Origin of the sequence: Xanthomonas populi (genome assembly GCF_002940065.1) — a bacterium.
Lineage (GTDB): Bacteria > Pseudomonadota > Gammaproteobacteria > Xanthomonadales > Xanthomonadaceae > Xanthomonas > Xanthomonas populi.
Genome location: NZ_MDEJ01000042.1, coordinates 14,216 through 30,126, shown reverse-complemented (window position 1 = coordinate 30,126; position 15,911 = coordinate 14,216). Strand labels below are relative to the sequence as shown.

The 15,911-nt window shown below is 63.7% G+C and carries 19 protein-coding genes; 9 read left to right on the top strand and 10 right to left on the bottom strand.

Going from position 1 to position 15,911, the window contains the following annotated elements; translation table 11 throughout:
- The coding region (locus tag XpopCFBP1817_RS22130; protein WP_208619583.1) for a hypothetical protein at window positions 1–254 on the bottom strand (254 nt) is incomplete at its 3' end.
- Between the two features lie 15 nt (window positions 255–269).
- Between XpopCFBP1817_RS22130 and xopA the strand changes: the two genes are divergently transcribed.
- Window positions 270–656 (top strand): XopA/Hpa1 family type III secretion system protein, encoded by a 387-nt coding sequence (gene xopA, locus XpopCFBP1817_RS08965; RefSeq protein WP_128416861.1) that lies wholly within the window; start codon window positions 270–272, stop codon window positions 654–656.
- Window positions 657–729: 73 nt separating this feature from the next.
- On the opposite strand, the gene sctC is transcribed toward xopA, so the two are convergent.
- The 9 genes from sctC to XpopCFBP1817_RS08920 all read right to left on the bottom strand — a co-directional run bounded on the left by sctC (window position 730) and on the right by XpopCFBP1817_RS08920 (window position 8,344).
- Complete coding sequence (gene sctC, locus XpopCFBP1817_RS08960) at window positions 730–2,550, bottom strand: type III secretion system outer membrane ring subunit SctC (RefSeq protein WP_128416860.1); 1,821 nt, start codon at window positions 2,548–2,550, stop codon at window positions 730–732.
- A 166-nt stretch (window positions 2,551–2,716) separates the two neighbouring features.
- Window positions 2,717–3,556 carry a type III secretion system export apparatus subunit SctT gene (sctT, locus tag XpopCFBP1817_RS08955; RefSeq protein ID WP_128416859.1) on the bottom strand — a complete coding sequence of 280 codons (840 nt, stop codon included), beginning with the start codon at window positions 3,554–3,556 and terminating at the stop codon, window positions 2,717–2,719.
- A complete protein-coding gene (locus XpopCFBP1817_RS08950) occupies window positions 3,553–4,062 on the bottom strand; it encodes a type III secretion protein HrpB7 (protein ID WP_128416858.1) in 510 nt (169 codons plus the stop codon). The genes sctT and XpopCFBP1817_RS08950 overlap by 4 nt, the downstream gene beginning before the upstream one ends.
- Window positions 4,055–5,383 (bottom strand): type III secretion system ATPase SctN, encoded by a 1,329-nt coding sequence (gene sctN, locus XpopCFBP1817_RS08945; RefSeq protein ID WP_128416857.1) that lies wholly within the window; start codon window positions 5,381–5,383, stop codon window positions 4,055–4,057. Before sctN ends, XpopCFBP1817_RS08950 begins: the two co-directional genes overlap by 8 nt.
- Window positions 5,373–6,074: a type III secretion system stator protein SctL gene (gene sctL / locus XpopCFBP1817_RS08940; RefSeq protein WP_128416856.1), complete on the bottom strand. Its 702-nt coding sequence runs from the start codon at window positions 6,072–6,074 to the stop codon at window positions 5,373–5,375. Before sctL ends, sctN begins: the two co-directional genes overlap by 11 nt.
- On the bottom strand, window positions 6,059–6,688 hold the full coding sequence (locus XpopCFBP1817_RS08935) for a type III secretion protein HrpB4 (RefSeq protein ID WP_128416855.1): 630 nt from the start codon (window positions 6,686–6,688) through the stop codon (window positions 6,059–6,061). Before XpopCFBP1817_RS08935 ends, sctL begins: the two co-directional genes overlap by 16 nt.
- Before the next feature lie 9 nt (window positions 6,689–6,697).
- Entirely contained in the window at window positions 6,698–7,462 is a 765-nt protein-coding gene (gene sctJ / locus XpopCFBP1817_RS08930; protein WP_128416854.1) for a type III secretion system inner membrane ring lipoprotein SctJ, read from the bottom strand.
- A gap of 1 nt (window position 7,463) precedes the next feature.
- Window positions 7,464–7,856, bottom strand: coding sequence for a type III secretion protein HrpB2 (locus XpopCFBP1817_RS08925; protein WP_128416853.1), 393 nt, complete (start codon window positions 7,854–7,856; stop codon window positions 7,464–7,466).
- Between the two features lie 32 nt (window positions 7,857–7,888).
- Window positions 7,889–8,344 (bottom strand): HrpB1 family type III secretion system apparatus protein, encoded by a 456-nt coding sequence (locus XpopCFBP1817_RS08920; protein ID WP_128416852.1) that lies wholly within the window; start codon window positions 8,342–8,344, stop codon window positions 7,889–7,891.
- A gap of 214 nt (window positions 8,345–8,558) precedes the next feature.
- On the opposite strand from XpopCFBP1817_RS08920, the gene sctU reads away from it, so the two are divergent.
- The 8 genes from sctU (at window position 8,559) to hrpD5 (ending at window position 15,906) form a co-directional block, all read left to right on the top strand.
- Window positions 8,559–9,632, top strand: a complete 1,074-nt coding sequence (sctU, locus tag XpopCFBP1817_RS08915; protein WP_128416851.1) for a type III secretion system export apparatus subunit SctU — start codon at window positions 8,559–8,561, stop codon at window positions 9,630–9,632.
- Window positions 9,633–9,640: 8 nt separating this feature from the next.
- Window positions 9,641–11,563: an FHIPEP family type III secretion protein gene (locus XpopCFBP1817_RS08910; protein ID WP_128416850.1), complete on the top strand. Its 1,923-nt coding sequence runs from the start codon at window positions 9,641–9,643 to the stop codon at window positions 11,561–11,563.
- Entirely contained in the window at window positions 11,563–12,210 is a 648-nt protein-coding gene (gene sctP, locus XpopCFBP1817_RS08905) for a type III secretion system protein SctP (RefSeq protein ID WP_167393881.1), read from the top strand. Before XpopCFBP1817_RS08910 ends, sctP begins: the two co-directional genes overlap by 1 nt.
- 93 nt (window positions 12,211–12,303) lie before the next feature.
- The gene (sctQ, locus tag XpopCFBP1817_RS08900) at window positions 12,304–13,260 is read left to right on the top strand and encodes a type III secretion system cytoplasmic ring protein SctQ (protein WP_167393882.1); all 957 of its coding nucleotides are present in this window, start codon (window positions 12,304–12,306) and stop codon (window positions 13,258–13,260) included.
- Entirely contained in the window at window positions 13,247–13,891 is a 645-nt protein-coding gene (gene sctR / locus XpopCFBP1817_RS08895; protein WP_128416849.1) for a type III secretion system export apparatus subunit SctR, read from the top strand. Before sctQ ends, sctR begins: the two co-directional genes overlap by 14 nt.
- 4 nt (window positions 13,892–13,895) lie before the next feature.
- On the top strand, window positions 13,896–14,156 hold the full coding sequence (sctS, locus tag XpopCFBP1817_RS08890) for a type III secretion system export apparatus subunit SctS (RefSeq protein WP_005994479.1): 261 nt from the start codon (window positions 13,896–13,898) through the stop codon (window positions 14,154–14,156).
- Window positions 14,153–14,962: a 4-hydroxyphenylacetate catabolism regulator HpaA gene (locus tag XpopCFBP1817_RS08885; protein WP_128416848.1), complete on the top strand. Its 810-nt coding sequence runs from the start codon at window positions 14,153–14,155 to the stop codon at window positions 14,960–14,962. The genes sctS and XpopCFBP1817_RS08885 overlap by 4 nt, the downstream gene beginning before the upstream one ends.
- Entirely contained in the window at window positions 14,959–15,906 is a 948-nt protein-coding gene (hrpD5, locus tag XpopCFBP1817_RS08880; RefSeq protein ID WP_128416847.1) for an HrpD5 family protein, read from the top strand. Before XpopCFBP1817_RS08885 ends, hrpD5 begins: the two co-directional genes overlap by 4 nt.
- The last annotated feature ends 5 nt before the right edge of the window (window positions 15,907–15,911 follow it).

The window sequence follows — 15,911 nt, the reverse complement described above, 5'->3', positions numbered from 1 at the left end:
AGCTCGACGTCATGTTCCTCGGATTCCTGAGCTTCGTCCTGATCGTTGAAGGGCTTCTTATGTGTTAACAGGCCATAGCGTGTTCCCGGTATTTTTTCGCCGTCAGGTTCGCAAGCAAAAGCGCGCTTTCGCATCCTGACAGATGCATCGGCGTTGCCTCTTCTACTTTGAGGTCCGGGGCAGCGCAGCGTCCCCGGTGCGATGTTGCCGTTGCAGCTTTCCGGCAATCCGCGATGTATCCAGTTCAACAACATGAGACGGGAATCACCATGGACTCATCTATCGGAAACACCCTTAATATAGGTAACTTGCAGCAGCCGATGGGCATCGGGCCCCAGCAAGGAGAGAACTCCAATCAGGGCTCGTCTTCGGCTGACACCGAGAAGCAGCTGGATCAGTTGCTCGCCATGTTCATCATGATGATGCTCCAACAGAACCAGGGCAGCGACGCTAGTCAGGAGTGCGGAGACGAACAACAGCAGAACGGTCAGCAGGGCGGCACGAGTCCGTTGACGCAGATGCTGATGCAGATCGTGATGCAACTGATGCAAAGCCAAGGCGGCGCCAGCATGGGCGGTGGCGGTTCGGTTGGCAGCAGCCTGATGGGCAGTGGCGGTTTCAATGCCAACCTGTCGAGCATCACCGGCCAAGCCTGATTGGCATACGTGCAGGCTGCCGCGTCACGCGGCAGCCTGCTGTAACAGCATCGGCTGCACCCCGAAGCGCTGCTCAGGGCGAGACGATATGCGGGGTCAGCAAGAACAACCGCTGCAGCCGCGACCCGCTCTTCTGGCGATGCTTGAACAGGTTGCCGATCAGTGGAATCTTGGACAACCCGGGAACGTTGTTCAGATCGGTCTGATCGGTGTCGGAGACATAACCTGCAATCAGCAGACTCTGGCCCTCGTTGACGAACGCCTGCGTGGTGATCTCGCTGGACGTGATTACGGGAATGCCGTCGACGGTATTGGCGCCCAATTCCCCGTCTTCGATGCGTACATCCAGGCGCATCTGTCCGTTTGGCGACCCCGGCACCACACTCGGCAATACGCGTAGCGACACGCCTGCAGACAGGTTGTAGAGGTCTGCGGATGCGAAACCGCTGACACGCACGAATGCTTGTTGCTTGTGATCCATCACCGCTTCCACGTTGTCCAGCGTTGCGACCTGCGGGGTGGACACGATCTTGGCCTTGTTGGTTTGCTCGAGCGCCGATACGCGCGTCATCAGGTAACGCCCCGCGTCTCCCAGAACCGCCGTCAGCGTGCCGCCCAATGGAGCGGTTGCACCTGCCGCCGCGGCACCGCTCAACGTGCCATCGTAGCCAAGCTGGCCGCCACGCCCATCGCCGGTCTGCACATCCACACGCCGACTATGGAAACGCCAGTCGACACCGAGATCCTGCATGGCACCGTCCCGGATCTCGATGATGGTGGCATCGATCTGCAGCAGCTTGGGACGGTTGTCGAGCTGCTGGATCAAGCTGCCGTATGCGGCCATCCGTTCCGGGCGGTCGCGAATGAGGATGGCATTGGTGCGCGGGTCGGCTTCGATCACCGGCGCGTCAGAGGCCAGCTCGCCGCCGCTGCCGGCGTCCATCGCCAGCGGCGCATCGCGTCTGGCTTGGCTCATCTCCGGCCAGACACTGGCCGGCGCATTGGCGCCACTGCCCGGCAAGGGCGGACTGACCGGCACCCGATCGGATGGCGACCCACCGCCGAACCACGACGCAGGTAATCCGAGGATGCCATTGTTGTTGCCACCGCCATTCTGGCCTTGACCGCCGTTGCCGAAGGTATTGGACGAGCCACCGCCAACCGGTTGCACCCGCCCGAAATTCGCGCCCGGCCCGGGCATCGACGCAGTTGGCGCGCCACGCACGCCGTATATGCCACGCAACAGGCTGGCCATGCCCGGGACCTGGACGTCCTGCCCACCGATGCGGGTGCCGTGATCGGCCGCCTGCGCATAATGCAGCTGAAACACCTGTACTTCGGTGGCGTCGCGTTGGCGCGCGCCCTGCTCGACCTGCTTGGCGATCGCGGCGACGGTATCCACGTATCCCGGCGGGCCGGACACCAACGCCACGTGCGCTGCCTCGTCGTAACGGACCGGAAAGCGCGGATCGTCCAGCCGCATGCGCGCAAGCGCATCGCGCAGCGCAGTCGTCGATGCGGCGCCCAGATTCAAGGTCGCATTCTTGGTTTCGTTGGCGCCCCAAATTCTGAGTACGGCACCGTCGTAATACCAGACGAAGCCGAACGTCGCAGACAAATCGTCGAGGAATTTCTGCGGGCTAGCCTCGAACTTGCCACTGAGCGTGCCGGTCACTTCCGGTGAAATCCAGGTGGTGATGGATTGGCTCGCGGACAGGTCGCGCAGCACTTCCTTGAGATCCTTGTGGTCGGCGACATATTTGAAGCTGCGCGAATGCCACGGCACCTCCGCGGCATTGGCATGCGGCGGCAGCAGCGGCAACAGGCTAAGCAGCAATGTGGCGACCAATGGCGCACGTCGATGGCGGTGAACTGGAGGACAGGCGTATGCCATGGCGTTCCCTCTGCGAGGCAGTGAAAGAAGTCGATAGGGCGGCGCCTGACATGCAGGCGCCGGCTGGGGATTGCGTGCAGGATGCAGCCGGGCTGCGGACCACAGCGTCGGGCAGCACATCGGGAGCTTATGCGGTCAGTGTAGGCAGCGCACGGTAGTCGATGTCTCAAAAATGATCAATTCGATGCGCCCCCTTGCCGCAGGCGTTCGCGGCATCGTGCAACTGCTGTTGGAAGTGGAGGAAGCTGAGTGCGTCACCGGATTGCGTAATAAACACGCTGGTCAGCAATGCGAGCAGCAGCAGCGCCAGTACCCCACGGATCGGTTGACTCAGATTTGAGGGTTCCAGCTTTTCGGCGGCGCGCGCCACAAAGCCGATGGCCTGATCCACCAGCACCAGCACCAACATCACGGGTGCGGACAGCTTGACGATTGCGGCCATCATGCCGTCGGTCTGCTGGATGACGAAGGACTCGGCGACAGCTCCCATGTCCGGCGTGAGCTGGCTCATCGGCCACCAGCGAAACGATTCGAACAGCGCACCGAGCAGCATCAGCATGCCGCCCAGCGCGTAGAAGGACACGATCGCCAGCTGCATCAACACCGTCGAGACCGGCGTGCTCTGCTCACCGCTCAACGGATTGATCATCTGGACGTTGTTGTAGCCGGACACATCGTCGATGAGCAGGCCCACACTCTCGGCAACCCAGAACACCGTCGATGCGGCAAACCCGATCAGCAGGCCGATGAAGGCTTCCTTGAACACCAGCCCCACCAGGCCCGTCGCTTCGATCCTGGCCAGCGCATCGGCCGGTTGTCCGTACGCGATGAACGAACTCAGCACATAGATCACGCCGTTGCGCGTCATTCCGGGAAGACTGTCCTGCGCCGTTGCCGGCAGCACCGAGAACATCACGAACACGCGCACCCCGCACAGCGCCAGCAGGGTCAGCAGCGACACGCCCTGGGATGAAAGCGCCAACAGCGCGTTGGCGGTGTCGTTCATTGCCCCACTCCGCGCGCGGCACGATGCAAACGCAGCCCGACCAACGCTTCGATCGCGTCTTCCTCCTCAGCCGCTTCGCGTTGTGCTTGCCAGGCACGGTGCGCGCTGGCGGCTTTTTCTGCATACACATCCGCTTGCGCCTGCAGCCTGCTCAAGGTCTGTTGCACAGTTGCCACCTCATCGCGCGCGCGCTGCAACCCCTGCGTCGCCATGGCCAGCGCCTGCTCTGCGGCGCTGCAGCGCTCTTGCAGCACTGTGCGGAAGCTCTGGTGCTGCAGGATCGCCTCGATGCCGATCGGCTCACCCGAACAGGCCTTGTCGGCCAGCGCGGCATCGAACGCGTCCAGACGCGTGGTGCAGGCGTTGGCCTCCTCACTGCAACTGGCGCGCTCGCGGTCGCACTGCTCCATCCCACGCTTGCATTCGCTCAGGCGGTCCTGCATCCGCTCGTAACGGCGCGTCTTCAGCTGCTGCAACGTCGTCCAGGTGCTGGCACGCTCACGCATCGTCGATCACGCCAGCAAGCTGCTCCAGGGTGGTGTCATAGTCGCTGAGCTCATCGGTGGACTGGCTGAGGAACTCGCGAATCGCATCGATCCTGGCGATCGCCTCGTCGGCGACCGCATCGCTGCCATGGCTGTATTCGCCGACCTGCAGCAAGGTCTCCACCTCGTTGTGCTTGGCCAGCAGACGCCGCAGCTGGCCGGCGTACTGGCGTTGCTCGGCAGACACGATCTGGCTCATCACCCGGCTCAGGCTTCCCAGCACATCGATGGCCGGGTACTGATTTTTGGCGGCAATCTCGCGCGAAAGAATCAGATGCCCATCCAGGATGCCGCGCACTTCTTCGGCGATCGGATCGCTGCCGGTGTCGTCCTCTGCCAGCACGGTGTAAAACGCAGTGATCGAGCCGCTCTCGCCCATGCCGGCACGTTCGAGCAGGCGTGGCAACTCTGCGAACACCGACGGCGGGAAGCCGCGACGTGTGGGGGGCTCGCCGGCGGCCAGACCGATCTCACGTTGTGCGCGGGCAAAGCGCGTCAGCGAGTCCATCATCAGCAGAACACGCATGCCCTGATCGCGGAAATATTCGGCGATGGCGGTGCCGACATAGGCGGCCTTGGCGCGCTCGATGGATGAGCGATCGGAGGTCGCGCACACCACCACGCTGCGCGCCAGACCGTCTTCGCCAAGAATCATCTCGATGAATTCACGCACTTCGCGTCCGCGCTCGCCGATCAGCACGATCACGTTGACGTCGCACTGGGTGCCGCGCGCGAACATGCCCATCAAGGTGCTCTTGCCGACGCCGGCTGCGGCGAAAATGCCCATGCGCTGGCCTTCGCCCAGCGTCATCAGGCCATCGACGATGCGCACACCGGTCGGCATCGGCTGTTCGATCAGGCGTCGGCGCATCGGATCCGGCGCCTGTCCCTGGATCTGTACCCAGCCGTCGCCGGCGACCGGCCCAAGGCCGTCCGCCGGCTCGCCCAGGCCATCGAGCACGCGTCCCAGCAGCGCCGACCCGACCGGCACCGCCAATGCATGCCCCAATCCGATCACGCGCGTCTCGCGCGACAACCCCACCAGTTCGCCAAACGGCGCCAGCAAAGCGAGATTGCGGCTGAAGCCCACCACCTCGGCGCGTTGCAACAGCGTGCCGTCGCGCTGGCGCAACTCGCACACCTCGCCCAAGCTGACCTGCACACCGGCGACCTTGAGCATGGTGCCGATCACCTCGACCACCTTGCCGTAGCGACGACCGAAGGCGAGCGCAGCCAATTCGCGCTCGAGCGTTGCCTCCAGCACCGGCATCTCAGCAGACATCCGGCACCGCCTGCGGCCCGGCCAGGACGCGGCGGATGACCCGCTGGATGCTGCGTAGCTGCTCGCGCAGATCGGTCTCGAACACGCCGGTATCCCATTCGCACACGCAGGCACCCAAGGCCAGACTCGCGTCACCGCACAATTCCACCGGTATGGTCCAGCCTGCGTCCGCCGCGGCCGCATCGAAGGCGCGCCGCGCGTCATCCACTGCATCGGGATGCACGCTCACCCGCAAGGCGTTCGCCTCGTCCAGGGCGCCGTCCAGCGCCTGCGCGGCGCGCGCGTACAGCGCAGCGGGATCGTGCCCGCGGAGAACCTGTTCGCAGGCGCGCGCAACGATCTCGGCCAGACGCTCGCGTGCGCGCTGCGCGGCGGCCTCGGTCGCGAAGGCATGGCGAACGCCGCGCTCGTTCCACTCGTCGAGCCGGCGACGCAGCCCGGCTGCGTAGCCCAGTCGTGCACTACGCTCGCCTTTGTCCCGGGCGGTTTTGAGGATCGCCTCGGCCTGCTGCTGAGCGTCGTCGACCAGCGCCTGTGCACGCGTCTGGGCGTCCGCCAGCATCTGCGCGCAACGCGCATGGACCTGCACACTCGCTGCGTCCAGCTCCAGCACACAGGCCAATGCCTCGCGTGGGATGACGTCGCAGTCCAGGCCGACTGCCTCCGATGTGGACCTCAGCCACAGACGCATGGCAACTCCGGCAACAAGGTGGGAAGCGCCTGCAGGAACGCATCGCTCGCGCCATCTGCAGCGATGGGCGCCACGTGGGCAGCGCCCAACGGCAAGGACAGCGCCACCACCTTGGCGATGCAGGGGTCGTGCCAGGCGCCATCGGCCACCAATCGACGCCAGCCATCGCCGATCCATGCCGCCTGGTCGGCATCACGCGGCAACAGCGGCTCTGTCATGCCGTTGACTGCGCGATGGCGCACATGCTCAAACACCGCCGGCCCCACCCGCTGCTCGAACCAGGTCAGGCGCTCGCGCTCGATGCAGCGGCGCAGCGCCGGTGCGCGCGAAAACAACGCCCGGCTCATAAGCACCTTGGCGAGCAGGTCGGGCGCGAGCACGACCAGCCGGTTGGCCAGCGGATCCAGCGCAGAGATCTGCATGCTCGACCATCCCGACCAGGCCTGGATCACCCGCAAACGACGCTGCGCAGGCGCACGTTCCCAGCCCAACGCAGCGACCGGACCCAGCCAGTGTGCCACCCGGTCTGCATCCAGCGATTGCGCCAGGGCGGACACGGTCGCCGTCAATCGTTGAAGCCACAGTGCAGCGTTGTCGATGCGTGCGTTGTCCATCCAGCGGCCTCACCCAGCATTTTTTCTGGTCAACTCGCGCAGGCGATGCCAGCCGCCCCAACGGCGCGCATCGGCGCTCGGCCACCAATACAGCGCTGCCGCACCGACCGCCACGCACAGCGCCAGCGCGCATCCGGCCAGCCATGGCCACGCCCAGGGGCGCGGAGGCGCAGATGCAGATAACTGCGCATCGCTCTCCGCCCCGCCTGGCACCAGCGTGACGCTGACGTTTTCGTAGGTCAGTCCTTCCACACTGTGCATTACCAGCGTCTTGATGCTGGGCACCAGGCTGGTCAGATCGCTACCGATGCGAAACTTGATGAACACCGAAGCGCTGGAGGGTTTGACCGAGGCGGAAAGCGGGTCGTTATTGGGAAGCACGATCTCCACATCGGACGCGATCACGCCATCGATATTCGACAACGTCTGCGACAGCTGCTGCGACACGCCGTAGATGAAGCGCACGCGTTCTTCGGTGGGTGTGGAGATCAGGCCGTCTTTTTTGAACATCTCGCCGAGATTGGCGTGTCGCTCACGCGGCATGCCATGCGCGCGCAGCACCCCCAAAGAGTACGACACCTGTTCGCGCGGCGCGTTGACTGCCCAGGTCTTGCCGTCATCGGGCGTGAACTTTTCTGCATCCACACCGGCAGTCAGCAGCACGGCCAGCATGTCGTTGGCGTCGTTCTCGGTCAGCCCGGAATACAGCTGCTGGTCACAGCCAGACAGCAGCAGTGCAATCAACAACACCACCAGATATCTGAGCTTTCGCATGCTATTGGTTCTTGAACAGTGTCTGCACGGCGTTCTTGCCCGACTGCGCCACGCCAACGCTGACATTGAGGTTGAAACCGACCATCGTCAGCTCGTGCATCAACTTCATTTGTTGCGAGGCCATTTCCTGCATGCCCATGGTCGGCGCCTGTGTGCTGAAGGCATCGATATGCTCGGTCATGGTCCGCACGCCATCGTTCTGCACGTCGACCATCCGGCTTAGCATGCTCGGCTCTCCCACACGCTGCATGGCAGGCGGCAGCGGGCTGGAGGACTGCATCAGCGCCTGGAAGCGGTTGACAAGCGCCTGGTTCGGCGCTGCCGTCGGCGACACCGTTTGCATGGACAGGCCGGTACTGGCAGTGATTGGTGGGACAGGAGGAATGAGCGTCATGAGCATGCTCCGCAGGCTAGGTGTGGGCCGGGTCAGGCGCGCAGATACTGGGCGTTGGGAACTTCCATCGGAGCGGCGGATTCGGCCACCGATTCCAATTGCGCCGGTGCCGGGGTGTAGCGTCCTGACAGCGCCTTGACCAGGCTAACGGCGTCGGCGTCGGCGTCCTCTTCGATCAGACCGTCTGCAATGCCGTGCCACGACGGGTCGCCCACCGCAAACAGGCAACACGCGTACAAGGCCTTGCACAAAGGCTTGGAGCCCGCATCGGCCTCAAGCTCACGCAGCAGGCGGGCGCCGTCAAGATAACTGCCGCGCTTGATCGCAATCCATGCATCGAAGGTATCCAGCGCCTTCAGCTCTGGCCGCAGCACCCGCACTGCGGCCAGCACCGCTGCGGCCTCTTCGAGTTTTTCGTTGGTCAGCCCGACCGTGATCAGTTCTATCAGCCCGCTCACGACCGAACCGGGACATTCAATCTTTTCCATACCGCACCTCGTCATTCAATGGCTGTGGACATCATGCGTGTTGAAAAGTACGCGTCCGCGCCGACTGAAGACCTTTCAGAAGCGAACATCCGAATACCATCGCGAACAAACACACCCGGCTTCGCACACCCATGCACACGTTCGCCTTGGGAGCGGATCGTCTGGCGACGGCTCAACCACAATAGGCGTGCAGTAACAACGGCCGGAGATCGCCATGTCGGATGAGAAGACCGAGAAGCCGACAGAAAAGAAACTGCAGGATGCGCGCAAAGACGGGGAAATGCCGATCAGCCCGGACGTCACTGCCGCCGCGGTGCTGATGGCCGCGCTGTTGGTGATGAAACTGGCAGGCAACTACTTCGTCGAACACATGCGCGCACTGATGTCGATCGGTTTCGATTTCACCGCCAATACACGCGATGCCACCGCCTTGAACCGGGCGCTCGGTCGCATCGGCATCCAGGGATTGTTGCTGACGCTGCCCTTCGTGGTGGCCTGCCTGGCCGCAGGATTGATCGGCACCTTTCTACAGACCGGGCTCAATGCCTCGCTCAAACCGGTCACGCCCAAGTTCGATTCGCTCAACCCCGTGAACGGCTTCAAAAAACTCTTTTCGATACGAAGCCTCGTGGATCTGCTCAAACTGGGCGTCAAGGCGGTTCTGATCGGCGTGGTACTTTGGTACGGCATACGCGCACTCATGCCGATGATCATCGGGCTGGCCTACGAACCAACGCCCGACATCGCCCAGATCAGCTGGCGTGCGCTGGGGACGCTGTGCGCCCTGGCGGTGCTGGTGTTTGTGCTGGTCGGGGCCGCAGACTGGAGCGTACAGCACTGGATGTTCATCCGCGACAAGCGCATGAGCAAGGACGAGCAAAAACGCGAACACAAGGAAAGCGAAGGCGACCAGGAACTGAAGGGAAAGCGAAAGGAATTCGGCAAGGAACTGGTCTTCGGCGACCCGCGCGAGCGCGTCGCCAAGGCCAAGGTAATGGTGGTCAACCCGACCCATTACGCGGTCGCGCTCGCCTACGAACCGGACGGCTTCGGTCTGCCGCAAGTGGTTGCCAAGGGTGTGGACGACGGTGCGCTGGAACTGCGTGCCTATGCGCACAACCAGGGCATTCCGATCGTTGCAAACCCGCCGTTGGCGCGTGCGCTGCATCAGGTCGAACTGGGCGACGCGGTGCCCGAATCGCTGTTCGAAACGGTGGCGGTGGTGCTGCGCTGGGTCGATGAACTGGGCCGCGACAACGATGAGGGCAGCGGTCCGCTGCCCTGCTAGGAGATGGCATGCGCGTGACACGGTATTTCGCATACACCGGTGAAGTGGCGATCGCCGCCTTGGTGGTTGCGGTCATCGGCTTGATGATCCTGCCGCTGCCCACCCCGCTGATCGATACGCTGCTGGGCATCAACATCACCCTGAGTGTGGTGTTGCTGATGGTCACGATGTATGTGCCCGACTCGATCTCGCTGTCGTCGTTTCCCTCGTTGCTGCTGTTCACCACGCTGCTGCGGCTGTCGTTGAACATCGCATCGACAAAATCGATCCTGCTGCATGCCGAGGCAGGCCACATCATCGAGAGCTTCGGCGAGCTGGTGGTAGGCGGCAACCTGGTGGTGGGCCTGGTGGTGTTTCTGATCATCACCACGGTCCAGTTCATCGTGATCGCCAAGGGCTCCGAGCGCGTTGCGGAGGTCGGTGCGCGCTTCACCCTGGACGCGATGCCCGGCAAGCAGATGAGCATTGATGCCGACCTGCGCGGCGGCAATCTGACCGCAGACGAAGCACGCAGCAAACGTGCGCGGCTGGCCATCGAGAGTCAACTGCACGGCGGCATGGATGGCGCTATGAAATTCGTCAAGGGCGATGCCATCGCCGGTCTGGTGATCACCATGGTGAACATCCTGGCCGGCATCGTGGTGGGCGTGACCTACCACGGCATGAGCGCAGGCGAAGCGGCCAACCGCTTTGCGATCCTGTCGGTAGGCGATGCGATGGTGTCGCAGATCGCCTCGCTGCTGATCTCGGTGGCGGCCGGCGTCATGATCACACGCGTCGCCAACGAGAACGAGACCAAGATCAGCTCGCTCGGGCTCGACATCGGTCGCCAGCTCACCAGCAACGCGCGTGCCTTGATGGCAGCCAGCGTGCTGCTGGCCTGCTTTGCGTTTGTGCCGGGATTTCCGGCGGTGCTATTCCTGCTACTGGCAGCGGCGGTCGGTGCCGGTGGCTATACGATCTGGCGCAAGCAACGCGACACCAGCGGAACCGATCAGCCCACGCTGCCATCGACAAGCCGCAAAGGCGCCAAAGGCGATGCGCCGCATATCCGCAAGAGCGCGCCGGATTTCGCCTCGCCCTTGTCGATGCGGCTTTCGCCGCAACTGTCTGCTCGGCTTGACCCGGCACTGCTGGATCAGGCGATCGAAAGCCAGCGCCGGCAATTGGTCGAGCTGCTGGGGCTGCCGTTTCCGGGGATCGCGATATGGCAGAGCGAAGCCCTGCAGGACATGCAATACGAAGTGTTGATTCACGACGTCCCCGAGACCCGTGCCGAATTGAACGACACGGCGGACATGCATAAGGCACTGGCCCAGCAAGCCATTGCGCCGCTGCATGCACGCGCGCACCTGTTCGTCGGCATCCAGGAGACGCAGTGGATGCTGGAGCAGGTGGGCGCGGACTACCCCGGGCTGGTCGCAGAGGTCAACAAGGCGATGCCGGCCCAGCGTATCGCTGATGTGTTGAGACGGCTGCTGGAAGAACGCATCCCGGTGCGCAACATCAAGAGCATTCTGGAGAGTTTGGTGGTGTGGGGGCCGAAGGAAAAGGATCTGCTGATGCTGACAGAGTATGTCCGCTGCGATCTCGGCCGCTATCTTGCGCACACTGCGACCGCAGGAACCGGGCAGCTGCCTGCGGTGATGCTCGACCACGCGGTAGAACAGTTGATCCGGCAGTCGATTCGCGCGACTCCGGCCGGCAATTTTCTGGCCTTGCCACCGGAACAGGCCAATCAGCTCGTCGAGCAGGTGGAGCGCATCGTCGGCGATCAGGCGCGGCATCCCTTGGCAGTGGTCGCATCGATGGACGTGCGGCGTTATGTCCGCCGCATGATCGAGGCGCGTCTGAACTGGCTGGAGGTCTATTCGTTCCAGGAGCTGGGCGCAGAGGTACAACTGCAGCCGATCGGCAGAGTGGTCGCATGATGCGCAAGCCACCGGTCCGCCACGTGCGCATCCTGCCGCTCGCCGGTGCACCGCTGCGGCCGGCTGCTCTGGCAACGCCGATGCGGCTGGCGCAGCGCGCCAGCTTCATGCAGCTGCGCCGACGCTTGAACACCGCGCAGCTCGCGTTGCCAGACGCGCTGTTGGCGCAGGAGTGCGACGACGATCCGCCGCTGCCCGATGCTGCGGATGCTGCGGATGCTGGCAGTGACGGGCATGACCCTGCGCCGGTGCGAAGCGACCCGTCATCCTGTCTCGATCAGGGTAACCACCGACAGATCGCCCGAGGCGACGACAGCGACGCGTTGGGTCGGCAGATCGCCACCGAGTGGATCCGCACCCAACGCGCACAGATTGTCATCAACCACATCGCGCTGCGGGTAGCCGAGTTTTGCAACGCCACGCCGGTGCGCGGCGCAGGTATCTGGGAGGCGTGGCTGGATATCAACCACGACATCCTGCCGCAGACCACGCTGTTCTTGCGGCTTTCGCCAGACCAGCTATCGCTTCGCTTCGACAGCGGCTCGCCCGAGACGCGCGAGGTACTTTGTAATGGAAGAAAACGTTTGGATACCGCATTGAAGGGCGCTCTCAGCGACACGCTTCAGATCTGCATCGAGGTCGTATAGCGCCGCACATGCAGCAGAACAGCCATAACGAGGGACGCCGTCTTGTCAACACAGCCGAGCCTGACGTCACCGGCACGCGACTTGTCGCAGGCGCTGACCCACGTGCCTGCAGCCCGTGCGCTGCTCGGCAGATTGCTCTCCGATCCGCGTGCCGCACGCCGTTGTGGCTTCACCACGCAACGCCGCGGCGTCCGGGCCGAGGACGCCGCGCGCCTGCAGCTGCAGTTCGATAGCGGCAGCCTGGAGTTGCGGATCGCGGCACGCGACGGCCTGGCGCTACTGTTGAACGAAGCCGATGACGCCCTGCGCGTGGCGATCGCCGGTGTGCTGTTGGGCGATGACCTGCACGCCTTCGCACCGCTGGGACTGGGCGCTGCCGAGGTCGTCGCCTTCGAGCGCTATGCGGACGCGGCCGATTGCCCCGACATCGGCATCACGCTGGGCGACATCGACGCGATCGCAGAGACCGCCAGCCCGCTTCTGCTTGCTGCGCTGCAAACGGCTAGCGCTGCGCTGGCGACGCCATCGCCACTGCCTGCCTGGCTGAGCGCACTGCGGGTGACCACGCGCCTGCGCATCGGCAAGCGCACCGCATCGGCAGCGCTGCTGCAATCGCTGCGGCCGGGCGATGTATTGTTGCACGGAATTGCCTCTGCTCCGGTGCACAGCGGCGAACTGCTCTGGGGCATACCGGAAGGCGCGGTGTTGCGCGCTCCGGTGCGCCTCAACCTGCAACAGATGATTCTGGAGACCGCCCCAACCATGCATCACAATACCTCCGAGCCCGACGACGCCTCGCCGTCCACCACCGATGTGGCGGCACTTGAACTGCCTGTACACCTGGAAGTGGACCAGCTTGCGCTACCGCTCTCGGTGCTGTCGGGCTTGCAGCCCGGCCAGATCCTCGAATTGCCGGTGCCGGTGGATCAAGCCGACATCCGCCTGGTCGTCTACGGCCAGACCATCGCCATTGGCAGGCTATTGGCAGTGGGCGAACATCTTGGCGTGCAGATCCTCAGCATGTCGGAGACCACGCATGCAGATGCCTGACATCGGCTCGCTGCTGCTGGTGGTCATCATGATGGGGTTGCTGCCTTTCGCAGCGATGGTGGTCACCTCCTACACCAAGATCGTGGTCGTGCTCGGCCTGCTGCGCAATGCCATCGGCGTGCAGCAGGTGCCGCCGAACATGGTCCTCAACGGCGTCGCGTTGCTGGTGTCGTGCTTTGTGATGGCGCCGGTAGGCATGGAGGCGTTCAAGGCCGCACAGAATTACAGCCCCGGTGCCGACAACAGCCGTGTGGTGGTGCTGCTCGACGCCTGCCGCGAACCGTTTCGGCAGTTCCTGCTCAAGCACACGCGCGAGCGCGAAAAAGCCTTTTTCATTCGCTCGGCGCAGCAGATCTGGCCCAAGGACAAGGCCGACACGCTCAAGCCGGACGATCTTCTCGTGCTGGCACCGGCATTCACGCTCAGCGAGCTGACCGAGGCGTTCCGCATCGGATTTCTGCTGTATCTGGTCTTTATCGTGATCGATCTGGTGGTTGCCAATGCGTTGATGGCGATGGGTCTTTCGCAGGTGACGCCAACCAACGTGGCAATTCCATTCAAACTGCTGTTGTTCGTGGCGCTGGATGGCTGGTCCATGCTGATCCACGGCCTGGTCTTGAGTTATCGGTGACGCCATGGACCATGACGATCTGGTGCGATTCACATCCGAAGCCTTGTTGCTGTGCCTCAAGGTGTCTTTGCCGGTGGTCGGCGTGGCCGCGGTGGCCGGGCTGCTCATCGCCTTCATCCAGGCGGTGATGTCGCTACAGGACGCATCGATTTCGTTCGCGCTCAAGCTGGTGGTGGTGGTGGCCGCCATTGCGGTCACCGCACCGTGGGGCGCCTCGGCGATCATGCAATTCGGCCAGGCGCTGATGCAGGCGGCCTTTCCATGATCCGCCGTCTTTCGCCAGGCGCTATGCCGCCGTCGCTGCCGACCGCGCCGGGCGTATCGCACAACCACGCCGATGCGCCGCACGCTGGCGTGCAGCCGCTGGCCGATGCCGCACCGCATGCACCGCGTCTGCGCACGGCCCCGCCACGGCGGCGGCGACGCGGCATGCGGTCGCTGGATGGCATGGACGACGAGCTCAACGCCACCGAACTGGAAGAAGCAGAAGCGGCGCGTGTGTCGGCGTTGCGCGGCCGTGTCAGCGTGGCGGCCGCTCAGCCACAGGGACAAAGCCAGGACAATCAGCACGGCGAGGGCGGCAACGCGCAGGCCGGCAATCCGCAGGCGGGGACGTGGCCGATTGCCGCACCAACGCACGTAGACGACAGCGTTGGTGCGAGCGTCCACGGCGTCCTCGACCGCTACGCGGCGACGCCTGCAGCCGACCAGACGACCAGACGAAACGCGCTTGCCGTTGCGCTTGTCGAGTTGCGTGCGATCGGTATCGCCCATCCGGCCTCCGCCCCGCTGACCGCCATGGTCTGGAGGTTGATGCGCGAGCACCTGCAGGCGGGCAGCGCAGGCGCATCTGCAGAAACCCTGCAGGACTTGTGCAAGCGCCTGGTGGACCTGATGAAGCCACAACCGGATGCGTCGCCAGCGCTGCGCAGTTTCCATCTGCTACTACCATTGATGCTGCTCAACGCGGAAAAACCGCGCAAACGCCTTGATCGTGCACGTGCCATCACGCGTTTGAACACGCTACTGATTGAACACCACGATGGGACCGCTCAGGGGATTCGCGCATGACCATGCAACTTCGCATACTGACGGGAACACACGCCGGCGCACGATTAGATTTGCAGCCAAGGAGCTATACGTTAGGCTCCGACGCCCAAGCAGAGATCTGGATCGAAGACTGGCCTGGTTGCTCGCTCATCATTGAGGTAGATGCAGATGGTCAAGTGCGTTATCGCAGCGACACGTTTCCAACCACGTCGTTTGTTGCGCTGCATCCAGTGCGTTTTGGTCCGTTGGTGCTCTGCATCGGAGACCCTGTGGCCGATTGGCCCGACGATGTGGCGCTGCTGGAGAGGTTGCTGTCCCCAGCCGCGACGCTGGAAGCACCCTCACCACCCAGATCCAGGCGCAATGCGATGCGTGCAGTGGTGTGCGCCATGCTAGCCGTGGCCGCAGCAGCGCTGCTGCCCTCCCTGCTACCGGCATTTCTCTCCGATGCCGCTCCCCCGCGCAGCCAGGACAATCAGCTCAACCAGGTCCGATCCTTGCTGAGACGGTTAGGCTTGCGCGAAGTGCGCGTGGAGCAGGTTGGCACGCGCGTGCGGGTCGAGGGCCTGGTGGTCAGCAGCGCGGATGCAGCGCGCCTGCGTGCACAGCTACGTCGATATCAACAGGCGGTCACGGTCGATGTGGTGGTAGTGGATGAGGTGCTGGCAACCCTGCGCGACACCTTGGCGGACCGCGATCTGAGCGTTCGCTACGACGGTCAGGGCGTGTTTTCCATCGCCGGCAGCAGCGACAACGCAGACCGTGCAATCCGGAGGATCGCCGACCTTCGCAGCGATCTGGGCCCGGAAATCCGCAAGCTGCACGTGGACATCACCCAGCAGGACCCGTCCATAAAACCACCTTCCAACTACGACGCCGCCCTGTTGGTCGAAGGCCTGCATTACGTAGAGACACCGGACGGCACCAAGCACCTTACTTCCCTGCCGCAGCAAGCGGCGCCATGAGAACC